The organism is Rodentibacter sp. (assembly GCF_057314195.1).
The window spans coordinates 1-17,679 of record NZ_DBHLAM010000039.1 but is presented as its reverse complement, the minus strand read 5'-3'; the positions used below and the strand labels follow the sequence as shown (position 1 = coordinate 17,679).

At 46.1% G+C, this 17,679-nt stretch carries 17 protein-coding genes; 2 read left to right on the top strand and 15 right to left on the bottom strand.

Annotated features, from left to right (window positions below; all coding sequences use genetic code 11):
• Window positions 1–147: 147 nt before the first annotated feature.
• The 3 genes from hemG to ACO59Y_RS05730 are packed head-to-tail and all read right to left on the bottom strand — an operon-like array spanning window position 148 to window position 2,749.
• Window positions 148–663, bottom strand: a complete 516-nt coding sequence (gene hemG / locus ACO59Y_RS05740) for a menaquinone-dependent protoporphyrinogen IX dehydrogenase (protein WP_486131433.1) — start codon at window positions 661–663, stop codon at window positions 148–150.
• A complete protein-coding gene (locus ACO59Y_RS05735; protein WP_486131431.1) occupies window positions 663–2,126 on the bottom strand; it encodes a TrkH family potassium uptake protein in 1,464 nt (487 codons plus the stop codon). Before ACO59Y_RS05735 ends, hemG begins: the two co-directional genes overlap by 1 nt.
• A 2-nt stretch (window positions 2,127–2,128) precedes the next feature.
• A complete protein-coding gene (locus ACO59Y_RS05730; RefSeq protein WP_486131429.1) occupies window positions 2,129–2,749 on the bottom strand; it encodes a YigZ family protein in 621 nt (206 codons plus the stop codon).
• A gap of 115 nt (window positions 2,750–2,864) precedes the next feature.
• Between ACO59Y_RS05730 and tusA the strand changes: the two genes are divergently transcribed.
• Window positions 2,865–3,104: a sulfurtransferase TusA gene (tusA, locus tag ACO59Y_RS05725; RefSeq protein ID WP_486131427.1), complete on the top strand. Its 240-nt coding sequence runs from the start codon at window positions 2,865–2,867 to the stop codon at window positions 3,102–3,104.
• A 41-nt stretch (window positions 3,105–3,145) separates the two neighbouring features.
• Here the strand turns inward: tusA and ilvA are convergent, their stop codons facing one another.
• From ilvA to ilvG, 5 genes are all read right to left on the bottom strand, one after another.
• Window positions 3,146–4,687, bottom strand: coding sequence for a threonine ammonia-lyase, biosynthetic (gene ilvA, locus ACO59Y_RS05720; protein ID WP_486131425.1), 1,542 nt, complete (start codon window positions 4,685–4,687; stop codon window positions 3,146–3,148).
• A gap of 151 nt (window positions 4,688–4,838) precedes the next feature.
• Window positions 4,839–6,677, bottom strand: coding sequence for a dihydroxy-acid dehydratase (ilvD, locus tag ACO59Y_RS05715; RefSeq protein ID WP_486131423.1), 1,839 nt, complete (start codon window positions 6,675–6,677; stop codon window positions 4,839–4,841).
• Between the two features lie 246 nt (window positions 6,678–6,923).
• Window positions 6,924–7,184 (bottom strand): hypothetical protein, encoded by a 261-nt coding sequence (locus ACO59Y_RS05710; RefSeq protein WP_486131421.1) that lies wholly within the window; start codon window positions 7,182–7,184, stop codon window positions 6,924–6,926.
• 12 nt (window positions 7,185–7,196) lie between these two features.
• Entirely contained in the window at window positions 7,197–7,415 is a 219-nt protein-coding gene (gene ilvM / locus ACO59Y_RS05705) for an acetolactate synthase 2 small subunit (protein WP_373604005.1), read from the bottom strand.
• Window positions 7,412–9,073: an acetolactate synthase 2 catalytic subunit gene (ilvG, locus tag ACO59Y_RS05700; RefSeq protein WP_486131419.1), complete on the bottom strand. Its 1,662-nt coding sequence runs from the start codon at window positions 9,071–9,073 to the stop codon at window positions 7,412–7,414. Before ilvG ends, ilvM begins: the two co-directional genes overlap by 4 nt.
• A gap of 137 nt (window positions 9,074–9,210) precedes the next feature.
• On the opposite strand from ilvG, the gene ACO59Y_RS05695 reads away from it, so the two are divergent.
• Window positions 9,211–9,546, top strand: coding sequence for a cupin domain-containing protein (locus ACO59Y_RS05695; RefSeq protein WP_486131417.1), 336 nt, complete (start codon window positions 9,211–9,213; stop codon window positions 9,544–9,546).
• A gap of 176 nt (window positions 9,547–9,722) precedes the next feature.
• Here ACO59Y_RS05695 and serA read toward each other — a convergent pair whose 3' ends face one another.
• From serA to ACO59Y_RS05660, 7 genes are all read right to left on the bottom strand, one after another.
• A complete protein-coding gene (serA, locus tag ACO59Y_RS05690; protein WP_373604002.1) occupies window positions 9,723–10,955 on the bottom strand; it encodes a phosphoglycerate dehydrogenase in 1,233 nt (410 codons plus the stop codon).
• 66 nt (window positions 10,956–11,021) lie between these two features.
• Entirely contained in the window at window positions 11,022–11,681 is a 660-nt protein-coding gene (gene rpiA / locus ACO59Y_RS05685; protein WP_373604001.1) for a ribose-5-phosphate isomerase RpiA, read from the bottom strand.
• A 105-nt stretch (window positions 11,682–11,786) separates the two neighbouring features.
• On the bottom strand, window positions 11,787–12,938 hold the full coding sequence (gene hemW, locus ACO59Y_RS05680; RefSeq protein ID WP_486131435.1) for a radical SAM family heme chaperone HemW: 1,152 nt from the start codon (window positions 12,936–12,938) through the stop codon (window positions 11,787–11,789).
• A gap of 51 nt (window positions 12,939–12,989) precedes the next feature.
• Entirely contained in the window at window positions 12,990–15,416 is a 2,427-nt protein-coding gene (lon, locus tag ACO59Y_RS05675; RefSeq protein WP_486131415.1) for an endopeptidase La, read from the bottom strand.
• Window positions 15,417–15,561: 145 nt separating this feature from the next.
• On the bottom strand, window positions 15,562–16,236 hold the full coding sequence (locus tag ACO59Y_RS05670; RefSeq protein WP_486131413.1) for a phosphoglycolate phosphatase: 675 nt from the start codon (window positions 16,234–16,236) through the stop codon (window positions 15,562–15,564).
• 140 nt (window positions 16,237–16,376) lie between these two features.
• Window positions 16,377–17,048, bottom strand: a complete 672-nt coding sequence (gene rpe / locus ACO59Y_RS05665; protein WP_373603998.1) for a ribulose-phosphate 3-epimerase — start codon at window positions 17,046–17,048, stop codon at window positions 16,377–16,379.
• 148 nt (window positions 17,049–17,196) lie between these two features.
• Window positions 17,197–17,400 (bottom strand): hypothetical protein, encoded by a 204-nt coding sequence (locus ACO59Y_RS05660; protein WP_486131410.1) that lies wholly within the window; start codon window positions 17,398–17,400, stop codon window positions 17,197–17,199.
• Window positions 17,401–17,679 lie beyond the last annotated feature (279 nt).

Sequence of the window (17,679 nt, the reverse complement as noted above, 5' to 3'; positions counted from 1 at the left end):
TGACTATTTCACAACCATGCGTCGTTGTGTGCCGCGTATTATAGGAATTTTCAAACCTCGCGCAAGCACTTTTTTCAAAAAAATTGAAAAAAACTTACTTTTTTCTTAAAACACCAGTAAATCGGTCAAAATTTCACTGAAAAATGCTTAATTATTCAACTCATTAATACGATGCGCAAATTGCTCCACTTTTTTCCAATCCGTATATTCAATCTCTTTAGTCGAATCCGTCTCCCCACCGGTGATTTTCATAATGAATCGAATCATCATCCGATCAAACCATTTATAGCGTGGATACAACAACGCGCCGGCAAACACCGCTGCTAACGCCGGTTTCCAATCTGTACGTTGCAAGAATTTACGGACATATACATTCGTTTCCGGATTATCCTTACCTTCTTTACGCGCAGTTAAATTCACGCCGAAAAAAAATGCGCTTTTTTGTTCCAGTTGAATGCGGTGCTGTTTGACAAAGCGATAAAGAATTTTATTGAAATGGCCGTAACGAATAGAGGCGCCAATAATCACGCAGTCAAAGACTTCAATATCATAGTCTTCGCGTAATGTATCGATCGTTACTTTGCCGTTTAAATGCATTACTAAAAATTCGGAAATTTTTTTCGTCTGGCCGTCATGGCTTGAATACAAAATTAAAGTTTTCATTAGGCTTTCCAAAATGCAGGGGTAAATAAAGCTAAAAGCGTGAAAATTTCTAAACGGCCGCAAACCATCGCGACGGTTAAGATCCATTTTGCGCTATCAGGAATCGTTGTCATATTACTGCTGACCGAACCTAATGCCGGCCCTAAATTGTTAAGGCTTGCGAGCACCGCATTGAAAGCGTTAAACGGCTCGACACCGCATGCGATCACGCCAAGTAAGCAAATTAAGAAAACCAGCAAATAAGCGGAGAAGAACGCCCAGATACCGCCAATAACGCGTTCGTCTAATACGTTTTTACCCCATTTAATCGGATAAACCAAATTCGGGTGAACGACTCGTTTGAGTTCGCGCTTGCCTTGCAAATAAAGCACTAGCACGCGCGCAACACGCAAACCGCCGCCAACCGAACCGGCGCAACCGCCCATAAAGGATGCAGTAATTAGCAACACAGGAACAAAGGACGGCCAGTCAGCGAAATCTGAGGTGGTGTAGCCTGTTGTTGTTGAAATGGATACGGCTTGGAACAACACTTGTTCGAAATCCTGCCAAGAGGAGGCAAAATAATGGTGGCTCCACATTACTAAAGTACAAACCACAACCAAAATCACTTGAATACTTATAAAGAAGCGAAATTCAGGATCGCGCAAATAAATTTTAAAGAAATTTTCACGCCCAAGTGTTGAAAAAGCCCGGAAGTGCAAGCCGAAGTTGCAGGCAGAAATCAGCAAAAACAGCACAGTGATGCCGTTAATCAGCGGACTATTAAAATACCCCATACTGGCGTCGTGAGTAGAAAAACCACCAATGGACACGGTAGAAAAACTGTGTGTCAGCGCATCGAAAGGATCCATGCCTGCCGCCCAATACGCCAGCGCGCAAGAAAGGGTGAGGGAAAGGTAAATCACCCACAACACTTTCGCCGTTTCCGCAATACGCGGTCTGATTTTTTGTTCCTTCATCGGGCCGGACATTTCCGCACGATAAAGTTGCATGCCGCCAATGCCTAATAATGGAATAATGGCAATAGCAAGTACGATAATCCCCATCCCGCCGAGCCATTGTAACAACTGGCGATAAAATAAGATCGCTTTTGGTAAATGATCCAACCCCGTCATCACCGTTGCACCTGTGGTGGTTAAGCCGGAAAAGGCTTCAAACACAGCTGATGCAAGCGTTAAATGCGGGGCATCAAATAAAAGTAGCGGCAACGTCGCCAAACCGCCTAACACGAACCAAAACGCGACCACAATCAAAAAACCGTCACGCGAACGTAATTCTTGTTTGTGATGATGACACAGCCACCATAACAATGCACCTGCCGCCAAGCTTAAAGAGAAGGCTTGCATAAAAGCTTTTCCCCCGCCATCGTCATAAATTAAAGCGACAAACGCCGGAATCAACATGGTGCCAGAAAAACACATCACAAGAATCCCGATAATTCGGATTATGGATAAAATATGCACAATTATTCGTCTATTAATAAGGGTTGAATCACCAATTTTCCGGCAGATCTTTCGCTTAATTCGGTGGAAAACGGTACGATTATATTTTCGCTAAGACCTAGTATTAAATGAACTCGTAGCTGAAAATCTTGTTCTAATATTTCGATTTGATATTTCTCACACAACAACCGTACCAAGTTTAATTGATCGTAATCACAATCCAAACGAAAAGGTGCACGTTCCACTTTGGTTTCGGTTTTCAATAATTTTAGCGCTTGTTGGACACCATTACCGTAAGCACGAACCAAGCCGCCTGTACCTAACAGAATCCCACCGTAGTAACGAACCGTTACCGCACTGATTTCGCCGATTTGACTGCCTTGTAACGCACTTAACATCGGCTTTCCCGCCGTTCCGGCCGGTTCTCCGTCGTCGGAAAAGCCCAGTTGTTGTGAATCTGTCGGTTTGCCCGCCACCGCCGCCCAACAATGATGACGCGCGTTCGGATGCGCTTGTTTAATTTGCGCCCAAAAGGCTTTAGCAACATCTAATCCTTCCGTTCGCTGTAAATAAGTAATAAAGCGGCTTTTTTTAATTTCTTCTTCAAAAACGACCGCAATTTGGGGAACAAGATACTCCGTCATTTCATTTTTCAGGGTAATTTCTATGGCGTTAGTCTATCATCGATAACGGGGATTTGTCGAAATTTTACCGTAAGTGCGATATGATACGCCGTTACTTTTTTAAACCCAAAAGAAGATGTCTGAAATTTCGATTACTCAAACCCTTGATACTTTGGGGCTACGCTGCCCCGAACCGATAATGTTGGTACGTAAAAATATTCGCCACTTAAACGATGGTGAGGTATTGTTGGTTATCGCCGATGATCCCGCCACCACACGCGACATTCCGAGTTTCTGTCAATTTATGGAACACACTTTATTGCAAAGTGAAGTGGACACGCCCCCCTTCAAATACTGGGTGAAGAAGGGCCAATAATAAGTCGTCTGAAAAATGTGAATTGTATTTTCGGGGGCGTTTTAACATAAGAAATAACGGTAAGACTTACTTTCCGTCACATCTTCAAACGCATAATCTAATCTCGCCAAAGTTTGTTCAAACTCGGCCCGTTCCTTATCTTCCAATTGAAAACCGGCAAGAATATTGCCGTAATCCGCCCCGTGAGCACGGTAATGGAACAGCGAGATATTCCAGCGATTTTGCAAAGTTTCTAAGAATTTCAACAATGCGCCTTTTTGTTCCGGGAACTCGAAAGTGTATAAATGCTCGTGATGCCCAGCCACCCGTCCGCCCATTAAATAACGCACATGAGTTTTGGCGATATCGTCGTCGGACATATCTTCCACATCAAAGCCATTTTGCGTCAGTTCGGCGATGATGTCGGCTTTTTCTTGTTCATTTGCGGTACGCACACCGACAAACACGCAAGCGCGTTTATCATCCGCATAGCGGTAACTGAATTCTGTCACCGCACGATTACCCAACACTTGTACGAATTTTAAGAAGCTACCCGGTTGTTCCGGCATAGCAACGGCAAGCAAGGCTTCGCGATTTTCTCCGATTTCACAACGTTCGGACACATAACGAAGCGTATGGAAATTCAGATTCGCACCGGACAAAATCGCCGCCATATTCTTGCCTTCAATGCGGTGCTGTTTTACATACTTCTTCAAGCCTGCCAAACCTAACGCGCCGGACGGCTCGGCTATTGCGCGCACATTCTCAAACAAATCTTTCATGGCCGCGCACACTTCGTCGCTGTCCACCAACACCATATCGTCAAGATAGCGTTGGCATAAACGGAATGTTTCATCACCGATGCGTTTCACCGCCACACCGTCGGCAAATAAGCCCACGTGCGCCAAATCCGTCGGTTCGCCTTTGTCGAGCGCCGCTTTTAAACACGCAGAATCTTTCGATTCCACGCCGATGACTTTGATTTCCGGCATAAACTGTTTCAGTAAAATTGCCACGCCTGCGGCCAAGCCACCACCGCCCACTTGTACGAACACATAATCCAAATCCGCTACCTGCTGCAACATTTCCATGGCAAGCGTGCCTTGTCCGGCAATTACTAACGGATGATCGAAAGGTGGAATAAAGGTCATATTTTTGGATTTAGAAAGCTCCACCGCTTTCGCTTTGGCTTCATCGAAATTTGCGCCGTGCAACAATACTTCACCGCCAAAACCGCGCACCGCATCCACTTTAATACTCGGTGTGTTTTGTGGCATCACGATGAGCGCTTTCAAGCCAAGTTGTTTAGCCGATAACGCCACGCCTTGCGCATGGTTACCTGCCGATGCCGCAATCACGCCGGCGGCTTTTTGCTCCGGCGAAAGGCTGGAAATCATGGCGTATGCGCCACGTAGCTTAAAGCTGTTTACCGGCTGGCGATCTTCACGTTTGATCCAAACGTTGTTGTGTAAGCGTTCGGAAAGTTTGCCCATTTTTTGCAATGGCGTGACCTGTGCGGCTTCATAAACGCGCCCGCCAAGTTTCACGATAGCGTTGATGTAGTCGTTTTGGGTGGGTTGTGGGTTGGTGAGTAGGGTTTTCATAATCTTAATTTTTTTGAATTGATACTCCCCCTCTTTTGTAAAGAGGGGGCTGGGGGGGAGATTTTGACGAGATTAAATCCACTGATGAGGTTGGAGTAAATTCTGCCAAATCTCCCCTAACCCTTCTTTGCTAAAGAGGGGAATGGTTTCATTATTTTAACAACGTTTTATCACGCACTGCGCCTTTATCCGCTGAGGTCGCAAAATGTCCAAATACTTTCAATGCAAAAGACACTTCACGTTGGCGGTTGGCAGGCTGCCAGCCTTTTTGATCTTGCTCGGCACGGCGTGCGGCAAGTTCTTCATCGCTGATAGCAAGGTTGATCGCACGGTTTGGAATGTCGATGTTGATAATATCGCCATCACGCACCAAGCCAATGGCGCCGCCGGAAGCCGCTTCCGGTGAGGCGTGGCCGATAGACAAGCCCGATGTACCGCCGGAGAAACGTCCGTCCGTTAAGAGGGCACATTTTTTGCCTAAGCCCATGGATTTTAAATAGCTGGTCGGGTAGAGCATTTCTTGCATACCCGGGCCGCCTTTCGGGCCTTCATAGCGAATAATCACCACGTGACCTTCTTTCACTTTGCCGCCTAAAATACCGGCTACCGCATCTTCTTGGCTTTCAAAGACGATGGCTTTACCGGTGAATTTCCAGATGGATTCATCTACGCCCGCAGTTTTTACAATACAGCCATCTTCCGCGATATTACCGAATAACACCGCCAAGCCGCCTTCTTGTGAAATGGCATTTTCTTTATTGCGAATACAGCCGTTTACGCGGTCGTTATCCACGCTGTCCCAACGGCAATCTTGTGAAAATGCTTGCGTGGTACGAATACCTGCAGGGCCGGCGCGGAAAAATTTGTGTAACTCTTCGTCTTGGTTGCGGATGATGTCGTATTGGTCAAGCTGTTCGCCCATGGTTAAGCCCAACACGGTGTGGGTGTTTTTGTGAATTAACCCCGCGCGATCCAATTCGCCCAACAACCCCATAATTCCACCAGCGCGGTGAACATCTTCCATATGGTATTTGTTGGTGTTCGGCGCAATTTTACTTAAGCAAGGTACGACGCGCGATAAGCGGTCAATATCCGCCATTTTGAAATCTACGCCCGCTTCTTGCGCAGCGGCGAGTAAGTGCAACACGGTGTTGCTTGAACCGCCCATGGCGATGTCTAAGCTCATAGCGTTTTCAAAGGCATCAAAGGTGCCAATAGAACGCGGCAGCACGCTTTCGTCGTCTTGTTCGTAATAGCGTTTGCAAAGCTCAACGATTTGACGACCCGCTTTTAAGAACAATTCTTTGCGGTCTGCATGGGTGGCAAGCATTGAGCCATTGCCCGGCAAACTTAAACCTAAGGCTTCCGTTAAGCAGTTCATAGAATTCGCCGTGAACATACCCGAGCAAGATCCACAAGTCGGGCAAGCGGATTTTTCAATGGCGTCGATGCGGTCGTCACTCACGTTCGGATCTGCCGCTTCGATCATGGCATCAACCAAGTCTAAGCGAATTAATTGATCGGAAAGTTTAGTTTTACCCGCTTCCATCGGACCACCTGAAACGAAAATCGTCGGAATATTCAAACGCATTGCCGCCATTAGCATTCCCGGAGTAATTTTGTCACAGTTGGAAATACACACCATCGCGTCCGCGCAGTGGGCGTTCACCATGTATTCCACCGAGTCCGCAATCAAGTCGCGTGAAGGCAGAGAATACAACATCCCGCCGTGTCCCATCGCGATACCGTCGTCCACCGCGATGGTATTAAATTCTTTCGCCACACCGCCGGCTTTTTCAATTTCTTTGGCGACGAGCTGCCCCATATCTTTTAAGTGAACGTGCCCCGGCACAAATTGGGTGAAGGAGTTCACCACCGCAATAATGGGTTTTCCGAAGTCATTTTCTTTCATTCCCGTAGCACGCCATAGTGCACGCGCACCCGCCATATTGCGACCTTGTGTACTGGTCGCTGAACGAAGTTTTGGCATAAATAAATTCTCCGAGTAAGTTTTCGTTAAGGTGTATATGAATTTCTTCGTTAATTGAGACTGCCAAATCTCCCCTACCCCTCTTTGCTAAAGAGGGAGATTCTTTAGTAAATAGAGAATTGTTATCTAACTCACCTTTTAGTGATGTTAAATAAAATCACTAATATCAAATCTTGTCTCGATCCAATCCCCTCTTTAGCAAAGAGGGGTAGGGGAGATTTGGCAGAAGAACTTACGGAGAATTTACTAAATTGCACCGTTTTTAACGTTAATACATTTAAAGAAAAACCTTGTTTTACCCGAGCTATCAGTAGCTTCATTAGTGAATTCTTTTTCAAATTCAGCTTTAGTTTCTAAACACTGCTCTTGATTATTTCTTTGAACCAATGTGTTCATGTAATTTACGCTTGGACTATAAACAACCAATGCATAGCTATCACTAGCAAACGCATTTGCTGATAAAGCTAATAAAGATGTAACAAATGTAGCTTTCAAAATTTTAGACATAATATTTTCCTCTTAATTAATGGTTACCACATCCGGCAATTTCACCAACTGATTCACCAACAAATCCAAAGTGCGGTCGGATTTTACGGTGAATTTTAACCGCACTTTGCCATCAATCAGTTCCATTACCATTTTTGTCACGATAAAACCGCGATGGCGCACGACGCGGAGAATGCGTTCCAGCACTTCAATGCGGTGCTGAGCGACGACTTCAATTTGATATGAATTCATGCGTTCATCTCCTCCACCATATCGGCATTGCACGCGCCCGGTGGCACGAGCGGCCAGACACATTCATCAGGCGGAATGCATACTTGCAATAAATAGGCGCTGTCGCTTTCCAGCAATCGGGTGAGCGCGCCATCCACTTCATCGGCAGATTCAATACGTTCTGCCGGAATGCCAAAAGCGTTGGCGAGCATCACGAAATCCGGATTGTCATCTAAAATGGTTTCGCTGCGACGTTTGTTCCAGAATAAATCCTGCCATTGGCGCACCATGCCTAAGCGTTGGTTATCAAGCAATACGATTTTTACCGGCAGCTTGCCGCGTTTAATTGAACCGAGTTCTTGTACATTCATCATAAAAGAACCGTCGCCGGTGACGAGAATTACATCATCTTGCGGACGCGCTTTTTTCGCGCCCACGGCAGCCGGAAGCCCAAAACCCATGGTGCCGAAGCCTGCAGACGTGATGTAATTTTCAGGGTGGAAATGCTGCATATGTTGCGCTGACCACATTTGGTGCTGCCCCACATCGGTACAAATCACCGCATTTTGTGGTTTGCGGTTGGAAAGCGTATTAAGCAATGCCCAAGGATCAATCGGTCGATTGCCGGCATTTTCCACATAAGTAAAATCTAATTTGCTTTTCAGAGCGCGAACGTGCGCACGCCAAGGTTCAATATCTAAAGGTTGTTTGAGTGCGTTTAATGCTTGAATGAGATCGCCTTGTAATGCCACCTCGGCTTTGCGAAGTTTGTGGATTTCTGCCGCATCAATATCACAATGAATCACTTTGGCGTGCGGGGCGAAGGTGTCCAGTTTACCGGTTACGCGATCGTCAAAACGCGCACCACAAACAAGCAATAGATCACATTCTTGCACGGCGAAGTTTGCGGCTTTCGTGCCGTGCATGCCAATCATCCCCATATACACATCATCACTTGGATCAATCGCGCCCAAGCCTTTTAGGGTTGAAACGGAAGGCATACGGGTTTGCGCTAAAAACTCACGCAACGCAAGCATTGCTTTTGCCATTCCTACACCGCCGCCCACATAAAGCACAGGTTTTTTTGCGTTTTTTAATAATTCATTGGCTTGCGCGAGATTTTCAACTGAAAGTGCGGTCGGTTTTGCCGGGGTTTTTACATAAGCTTTCACATGTGCCGGCACGTCGCCTACTTGAATATTACGCGGTATGTCAATTAATACCGGGCCGGGGCGACCGCTTTGTGCGATTTCAAAAGCTTGCGCAAAAACGTCCGCCAATTCGTCCGCACTTTGAACGATAAAACTGTGTTTGGTGCAAGCAAGGGATAAACCTAGCACGTCTGCTTCTTGAAAGGCATCAGTACCGATTAACGGCGCGGCGACTTGCCCTGTGATTGCCACCACAGGAACGGAGTCCATCATCGCATCGCCCAAGCCTGTAATCAGATTCGTCGCGCCAGGGCCGGAAGTGGCGATACACACGCCCACTTTACCACTGGAACGCGCATAACCAATGGCCGCCATGGCAGCGCCTTGTTCGTTGCGACACAGTAAATGGTCTAAGCCGGAATCGTAAAGCGCATCGTAGGTCGGCATAATTGCACCGCCGGGATAGCCGAAAATTGTGTTTACATTATGTGCCTTAATACATTCAATTAATAATTGCGCTCCCGTCATAGCTTATCCTATTACCATTTAATTCTGGAGCAGCATTATAACGAAAAATAAAGTGGTTTGTTGATAAAATCGGATGCATTACAGATTTAATCGACGTAGAATAAAGAAGATAATGATTATCAACTAAGGAGTAAAATATGTTAAAAAATATTGAAAAAGCCACCGTATTAAAATTGGTTGATCAAATTTCCTACCAAGATGGGCAAGTCATCAGCAAAACCCTCGGACAAAATCAAGGTGTTGGTTTAACCCTGTTTTGCCTACCTAAAGACGAAGAAATAAGCGCTCACAAATCACGAGGTGACGCACTTGTCACACTTTTAGAGGGGCGAGCCAAAATTACCATTGATGATAAAGACTATATTGTTTCTGCCGGCGAAAGTATTGTATTACCGGCAAACCATCCGCACGCATTATATGCATTAGAAAATTTCAAATTTTTACTTACTGTTGTTTTTCCAAAAGAAGCGTAGCGGAAATTAAACCGGTCTTTATCATAAAGAATCTGTCTCCCGCATAATAAAATATGCGGGAGACAGGTCTTTTTATGGAAAATTATAACTGCTTTAATTAAATAGCACCGCATTGGAGCCTTGTCTGACAAGGGGTCAATGCGGTGCTGTTTTAAGCTTCCGATTTCATGGCTCGGCTAATACAACACACGTGCACGAATGGTGCCGTCGATTTCGCGTAACTTAGCCAATAGCGGTGCGGAATCTTCGGTTTCCACATCCACCACCACATAGCCGATTTTCGGATCGGTTTGTAAATATTGTGCCGCGATATTGACATTGGCTTGAACGAAAACTTGGTTGAGTTTGTTCAAAATACCCGGACGATTTTCGTGAATGTGCAATAAACGTTTAGTGCCTTCGTGTTCCGGCAAGGATACTTCCGGGAAGTTTACTGAAGAAAGGGTCGAGCCGTTGTCGGAATATTTAACGAATTTGCCCGCCACTTCAAAACCGATATTTTCTTGCGCTTCCGCCGTGGAACCGCCGATATGTGGCGTTAAAATGACATTATCGAATTCGCGTAACGGCGAAACAAACTCTTCATTGATCGAAGCCGGTTCGACCGGGAATACGTCGATTGCCGCGCCATGCACCTTGCCGTTTTTTAAGGCCTGCGCCAAAGCGTCGATATCCACGACGCTACCGCGCGCCGCGTTAATTAAAATGGCACCTTGTTTTAATTGCGCGATACGTTCGGCGCTCATTAAATTGCGGGTCGAAGGTAATTCGGGCACGTGCAAGGAAATCACATCGCAAGAACCAAGCAATTCTTCCAGATTGCGCACTTGCTTGGCATTACCAAGTGGCAATTTGTTTTCGATATCGTAGAAATGCACGTCCATACCTAAAGATTCGGCAATGATACTTAATTGCGAGCCAATATGCCCGTAACCCACAATACCTAATTTTTTACCGCGCACTTCATGAGCGCCCACGGCAGATTTATTCCATACGCCACGATGTACTTCCGCATTGGCCTTTGGCACGTTGCGCATAAGCAATAAAATTTCCCCTAATACCAATTCCGCCACAGAGCGCGTGTTGGAGAACGGCGCGTTAAACACCGGAATACCGCGCGCTTTCGCCGCGTTTAAATCGACTTGATTGGTACCGATACAAAAACAGCCTACGGCAATTAATTTTGGTGCGGCGTCGATCATTTCAGCGGTCAAATGGGTACGCGAACGCAAACCGATAAAATGCGCATCTTTAATCGCCGCTTTTAATTCGTCACCATCCAGCGCTTTTTTGTAATAATCGATATTTGTATAACCCGCCTCGTGGAGCGTATCCAGCGCACTTTGATGCACGCCTTCCAGCAGTACGAATTTAATTTTAGATTTGTCGAGTGAAACTTTGTTTGTCATAGTTGCATCCTTATTTCTTATTTTAAAACTCTTCACATCGCATGACGGTCCAATACGCCTTCCACATCATTCGATAATTTTTGCCCCTTCCGGCGTGCCGACAATGACTACATCTGCGGCACGTAAAGCGAAAATACCGTTGGTTACTACGCCCGCAATGTTATTTAATTCTTTTTCCATTTCCACCGGATTTAAAATGGCGAAATTGTGCACGTCTAAAATCACATTGCCGTTATCTGTCACTACGCCTTCGCGATATTCAGGCATACCACCCAAAGCGACTAATTTTCTACTCACTTGCGAACGCGCCATCGGGATGACTTCCACCGGCAATGGGAAAGTCGAGCCCAACACGTCCACCTGTTTGCTAGCATCCACGATACAAATAAATTTCTTCGCCAAGGCTGCCACGATTTTCTCGCGAGTCAGTGCCGCCCCGCCACCTTTAATCATCATTTTTTGTGGATTGATTTCATCCGCCCCGTCCACATAAATATCTAATCCTGACACGTCATTGGCGCTGAATACTTCAATGCCTTGTTTACGAAGCAAGGCTTCCGATGCTTTTGAAGCCGCCACGGCACCTTTAATTTGATTTTTCAGCGCACCTAAGGCTTCGATAAAACAGTTCACCGTAGAACCGCTCCCCACGCCCACCACGGTATCCGCTTTGACATATTGCAAAGCGGCTTGCGCGGCGATTTTTTTCATTTCCAATTGATTCATTTTTGTTCCTATTTTTTAAGAAGTAAACGGTTGCGTTACTTTAATACGCACGTTTTAAATAAACAAGCGCAAATTTTTATCCACCAATATGAAAAATCATGCCATTTATTCTTCCACTAAAAACAATTCCAACAATTCGTTTAAAAACAATTTACCATGTTCGGTGATTTGCCAAAAATCGGCATTTTCTACGACATAATTTTGTGCGACGGCCAAATCGATCTGATGTTTAACCGTGCTTTGCGATAAGCCCGTATAAGCTTCGAACTCGCGTTTCGGCACCGCATCCAATAAACGAAAACGGTTCATAAAGAACTCGAAAGGGCGCTCTGCGTATGGCACATTTTTTTCTTCGTAAAGATATTCACCACGCAAATAACCTTTCGGGTGCTTGGTTTTAGAAAAACGTAAAATTTCGCCGTGTGAAAAACTGAGCTTGCCGTGAGCACCGCATCCAATCGCCAAATAATCGCCGAAACGCCAGTAATTCAAATTATGTTCACATTGAAAACCCGGCTTGGCGTAAGCGGACGTTTCATATTGTCGATAACCGGCCGCGGTTAAAAATTGGTGTCCCTGCTTGAAAATATCCCAAAGTTCGTCATCGTCCGGTAATTTCGGCGAACGATAAGCAAACAACGTGTTCGGCTCAATAGTGAGCTGATACCAAGAAAGATGCGGCGGTGCAAGCTCAACGGCTTGGCGTAAATCATCTAAGGCTTCCGCTAAAGTTTGATTCGGCAAACCGTGCATTAAATCCAAGTTGAAACTTTGCAGCCCGGAAACTTTCGCCAAGTGAACCGCACGTTTAGCCTCAGCGGCGTTATGAATGCGCCCTAAACGTTGCAGTTTGTCGTCGTTAAAGCTTTGAATGCCCATAGAAATACGGGTTACGCCGGCGGCAACATAGCCTTTAAAGCGTTCCGCTTCCACCGTACCGGGATTGGCTTCCAAAGTGATTTCGATGTTTTCTTCAAATGGAATTTGCGCTTTCACGCCGTTTAACAGGCGTGCAATACCTTCTGCCGAAAATAAACTCGGGGTGCCGCCACCAATAAAAATCGAACGCAATTTGCGCTTTTGTACGGAAGTTTGAAAGCGCGCTAAATCCGCCTGCAAATCCAGCAGAAGATGACGAATGTAGTCGTTTTCCGGAATTTCGCCCTTTTGCGCGTGAGAATTAAAATCGCAATACGGGCATTTTTGTATGCACCAAGGAATATGAATATACAGGGAAAGGGGAGGAACGCGGAGCATCATGTTCAAAATAAAAAGGGCTTGTTTGATTAACAAGCCCAAAGTGTATCATTAATTTACTGATCTTGTCGTTTTCGTGACGGTTTTACGGCGCGGCGCTTTAGGTTTGGCTTCCAGTTTGACGAATTCAACGCCTTCCGGCGGATTCTCAAGTGCTAGCGCCAACACTTCATCGATGGTTTCCACTGCGTGAATCAGCAAGTTTTGTTTCACGTTTTGCGGAATTTCCTCCAAATCTTTTACGTTATCTTTCGGAATCAACACGGTTTTAATACCGCCGCGATGCGCCGCCAAGAGTTTTTCTTTTAGGCCGCCGATCGGCAACACCTTACCGCGTAAGCTGATTTCGCCCGTCATCGCCACATCAGCGCGCACCGGATTGCCTGTCAGACAAGACACCAATGCGGTGCTCATGGCGATCCCCGCGCTCGGGCCATCTTTCGGCGTGGCGCCGTCCGGCACGTGAATGTGAATATCGCGTTTTTCGTGAAATTCCGGATTGATGCCAAGTTTATCCGCACGCGCACGTACTACGGTCATCGCCGCTTGAATAGATTCTTTCATGACATCGCCCAGCGAACCGGTGAAGATCAATTTGCCTTTACCCGGCACGGAAGCGGTTTCGATGGTGAGTAAATCACCGCCCACTTCTGTCCATGCCAGACCGGTCACTTCGCCCACGCGGTTTTGGGTATCCGCCTTGCCGAACTCGAAACGTTTCACGCCGAGATAATCGTGCAAGTTATCCGCATTTACGGTGATCGATTTGAGCGTCGGATCAACCAATAAATTTTTCACCGCTTTACGGCAAATTTTAGAAATTTCACGCTCTAAGTTACGCACGCCGGCTTCACGGGTGTAATAACGAATAATGCCCAAAATCGCGCTTTCTTCCACCGTTAATTCGCCTTTTTTCAAACCGTTACGCTCGATTTGTTTTTGCAATAAATGGTGCATCGCGATATTTAGTTTTTCATCTTCCGTATAGCCTGAAAGACGAATCACTTCCATACGATCAAGCAACGGCCCCGGAATATTCATGGAATTGGAAGTTGCGACGAACATCACGTCAGACAAATCATAATCAACTTCCAAGTAGTGATCATTAAAAGTGGTGTTTTGTTCCGGATCAAGCACTTCAAGCAATGCAGAAGCCGGATCGCCACGCATATCCGATGCCATTTTGTCGATTTCATCAAGCAAAAACAGCGGGTTTTTCACGCCCACTCTCGCCATTTTTTGAATCAATTTACCCGGCAATGCGCCGATATAGGTTTTGCGATGACCGCGGATTTCCGCTTCGTCACGTACGCCGCCGAGCGCCATACGGACATATTTACGGCCGGTAGCGTTGGCGATAGATTGACCAAGCGAGGTTTTCCCCACGCCCGGAGGCCCAACTAAACAGAGAATCGGACCTTTTACTTTGTTTAAGCGCGCCTGTACCGCAAGATATTCTAAAATGCGCTCTTTCACGCGCTCTAAACCATAGTGATCCGCATCTAATACTTGTTGCGCTTTAGTGATATCTTTTTTCACTTTGGTACGCTGATGCCAAGGTACTTGAATCATCCATTCAATGTAACTGCGCACCACGGTGGCTTCGGCGGACATGGCTGACATCATTTTGAGTTTTTGTAACTCACTTTCAACTTTGTCGCGCACTTCCGTCGGCATACCGGCCGCTTCCACTTTTTGACGAAGCTGTTCGACTTCATCAAGCGTATCGTCGCTTTCGCCTTCGTCCATTTCTTTACGAATCGCTTTAATTTGTTCGCTTAGGTAATAGTTGCGTTGGCTTTTTTCCATTTGTTTTTTAACGCGGCCGCGAATTCGTTTTTCCACTTGCAGAATATCCGCCTCCGACTCCATCATACCGAGCAAATATTCCAAGCGTTCTTGCACGTCGGCAAATTCCAACACTTTTTGTTTATGTCGCACGGTTACCGGCAAATGTGCCGCCATGGTATCGGCAAGGCGATCCGGATCCTCAATACGTTGTAACGCGTTTAACACATCTGCCGGCACTTTTTTATTCAACGTGAGATAATTCTCAAACTCGGTGAGCACTGCACTCTTCACGACTTCGATTTCTCTTTCGTTCTCTTGTATGGTATCGATCGGTGTAACCTTTGCCAAAAAGCATTTTTCGCCGTCTTCAAGATTGTTAATTTTGGCGCGTTGATGCCCCTCCACTAACACTTTCACCGTACCGTCCGGCAATTTTAACAACTGAATAATATTAGCGATGGTTCCAACATCGAACACATCGTCAGCGGTCGGCTCTTCCAAATCCGCTTGCTTTTGGGCGACTAACAGAAGCTGTTTATTTTCGTTCATCGCTTCTTCAAGGGCGTTAATGGATTTTTCACGCCCCACAAAAAGCGGCATCACCATATAAGGGAAAACCACGACATCGCGTAACGGCAATACAGGCATGGTTACGGTCGTCGTGCGTTGTGTTTTTTTAGCGCTCATAGTTTCTCTCTAATCTAATCTGTTTGAATGGCTTTGGTGTAAGGTTGGGGCAACATCAGCGAATTCAAGTGAAATACTCGGATTTTCATCGGATAAAATGCGATTAAAAAAACTGTGCATTTTTCGCTCGCACTTTCGATAGGAATTATAAAACCTCCAATAACCGGGCAAAATCATCAAATACCCAATCCGGTCCAGATTCGCTGATGGGAATATTGTAATTATAGCCGTAAGTCAAACCCACTGCGGCACAACCGGCAGCGTGCGCGGCGATGATATCGTTTTTTGAGTCCCCTACAAACAACACTTGGCGAGGCTCGAAGCCGAACTTACCGCACAAATAATAAAGCGGCGCCGGATGTGGTTTGATTGCCGGCAAAGACTGTCCGCCGAGCATTTCGTCGAATAACTGATCGATACCGAAGGCCGCCAATACCGGTCGAACGTGTTTGGTCGGTTTGTTGGTAACGACTGCCAACGTGTATCCCTTAGCCTTTAACGCTTCCAAAGTTGTTTTCACATTCGGATATAAGCGGCTGATATTACAAAGGTTTTCGCCGTAATAATAAGCGAAACGGGCTTTCGCTTTTTCAACATCCGCCTCGCTTAAAGTTCTACCGCTTTGCTCGCGTGCCCAATCTAAGGCTCGGGCAATTAATACCGGCGCGCCGTTGCCAATCCAAGTTAACACCCGTTCTTCCGGCGCTTGCGGCAAATCGAACTCCGCTAACGCCGAATTCACCGATAAGGCCAAATCCGGCAAGCTGTTAACTAAAGTACCATCCAAATCAAAGCCGATTAATTTAAATTGTGTGTTCATTATTGTTTTTCTCTATGTTCTGCATCATGTCGATTAATCATTTTACCTTCGCTTGCGCGATGGCTTATGTCTAAACAGCCAATCGGTGAAGTGCCCGATCAGCACCGCATTGAAGCCCCGTCCCACGGGCCTTCGGCAGATTATAAAAGAGACGCCAATTGCGCACGCATTTGTTCAATCACTTGTCGATAGTCCGGTTTACCGAAAATCGCCGAACCGGCCACGAACATATCGGCGCCTGCAGCCGCAATTTCGGCGATATTATCCGTTTTCACGCCACCGTCCACTTCAAGACGAATGTGATAACCGCTTTCGTCGATCATTCGACGCGCTTGTCGCAGTTTTTTTAAGGTCGCCGGAATAAAAGATTGGCCTCCGAAGCCAGGGTTGACGGACATCAACAACACAACATCCACTTTATCCAATACATAATCCAAATAATTCAACGGCGTCGCAGGATTAAACACCAAACCGCATTTGCAACCGTGATCACGAATGAGCTGCAAAGTGCGATCAATATGCTCGGTTGCTTCAGGATGAAAAGTAATATAGCTCGCGCCGGCTTTGGCGAAATCGGGAATAATGCGATCCACCGGTTTCACCATTAAATGTACGTCAATCGGCGCCGTAATGCCGTAATCACGCAAGGCTTGGCACACAGCGGGGCCAAAGGTGAGATTCGGCACATAATGATTATCCATTACGTCGAAATGAATGACATCGGCCCCCGCATCGAGCACCGCCTGAACATCATCACCAAGGCGTGCCAAATCGGCGGAAAGAATAGAAGGGGCGATTAGATAAGGTTTCATCGTTGTCTCCTAAGAAAAAATTGTGGCTAGTTTACTACGTTGAGGCGGCAATTGCCTGATTATTTATCGAAAAAGACACAAAAAAATAACCGCACGTTGAATGCTCAACGTGCGGTTTTAGACGCGAGATAGATGGCGCGCACCTTGGTTATTTGTTCACTTGGCTACCGATTAATCCACCGAGCGCCGCGCCGCCTAATGTTGTGGCGGCATTACCTTTGATCATATACCCTGTTGCGCCACCGATGGCCGCGCCAACGGCGGTATTTTTTTGGCTGCGACTCATATTGCCGCAAGCCGCTAACGACACTACAGTTATGCCGATAAGAAATGATTTTGCGATGAATTGCATAGGCTCTCTCCGTATAAACTAAAAAACTATCTGTTTTGATAGCCTTCCGTAAGACGTAATTTGGGTTAAAAAGTTCAAGAAAGGGCATCGGGCGAAACAGACGAAAATGATTCGTTGCGCTGTTTTTAGTCGAATAACAGCGAATATCTCTGAGAGCACCGCATTGGTTGCTTATTGACAAGCATATCCATAGTGATTAAAATTCGCCGTCTATTTCTGTATGGGAGTAGATTTTTTGAACAACATTCTATTATTGAATAACATTTAAACTGGAGCTTT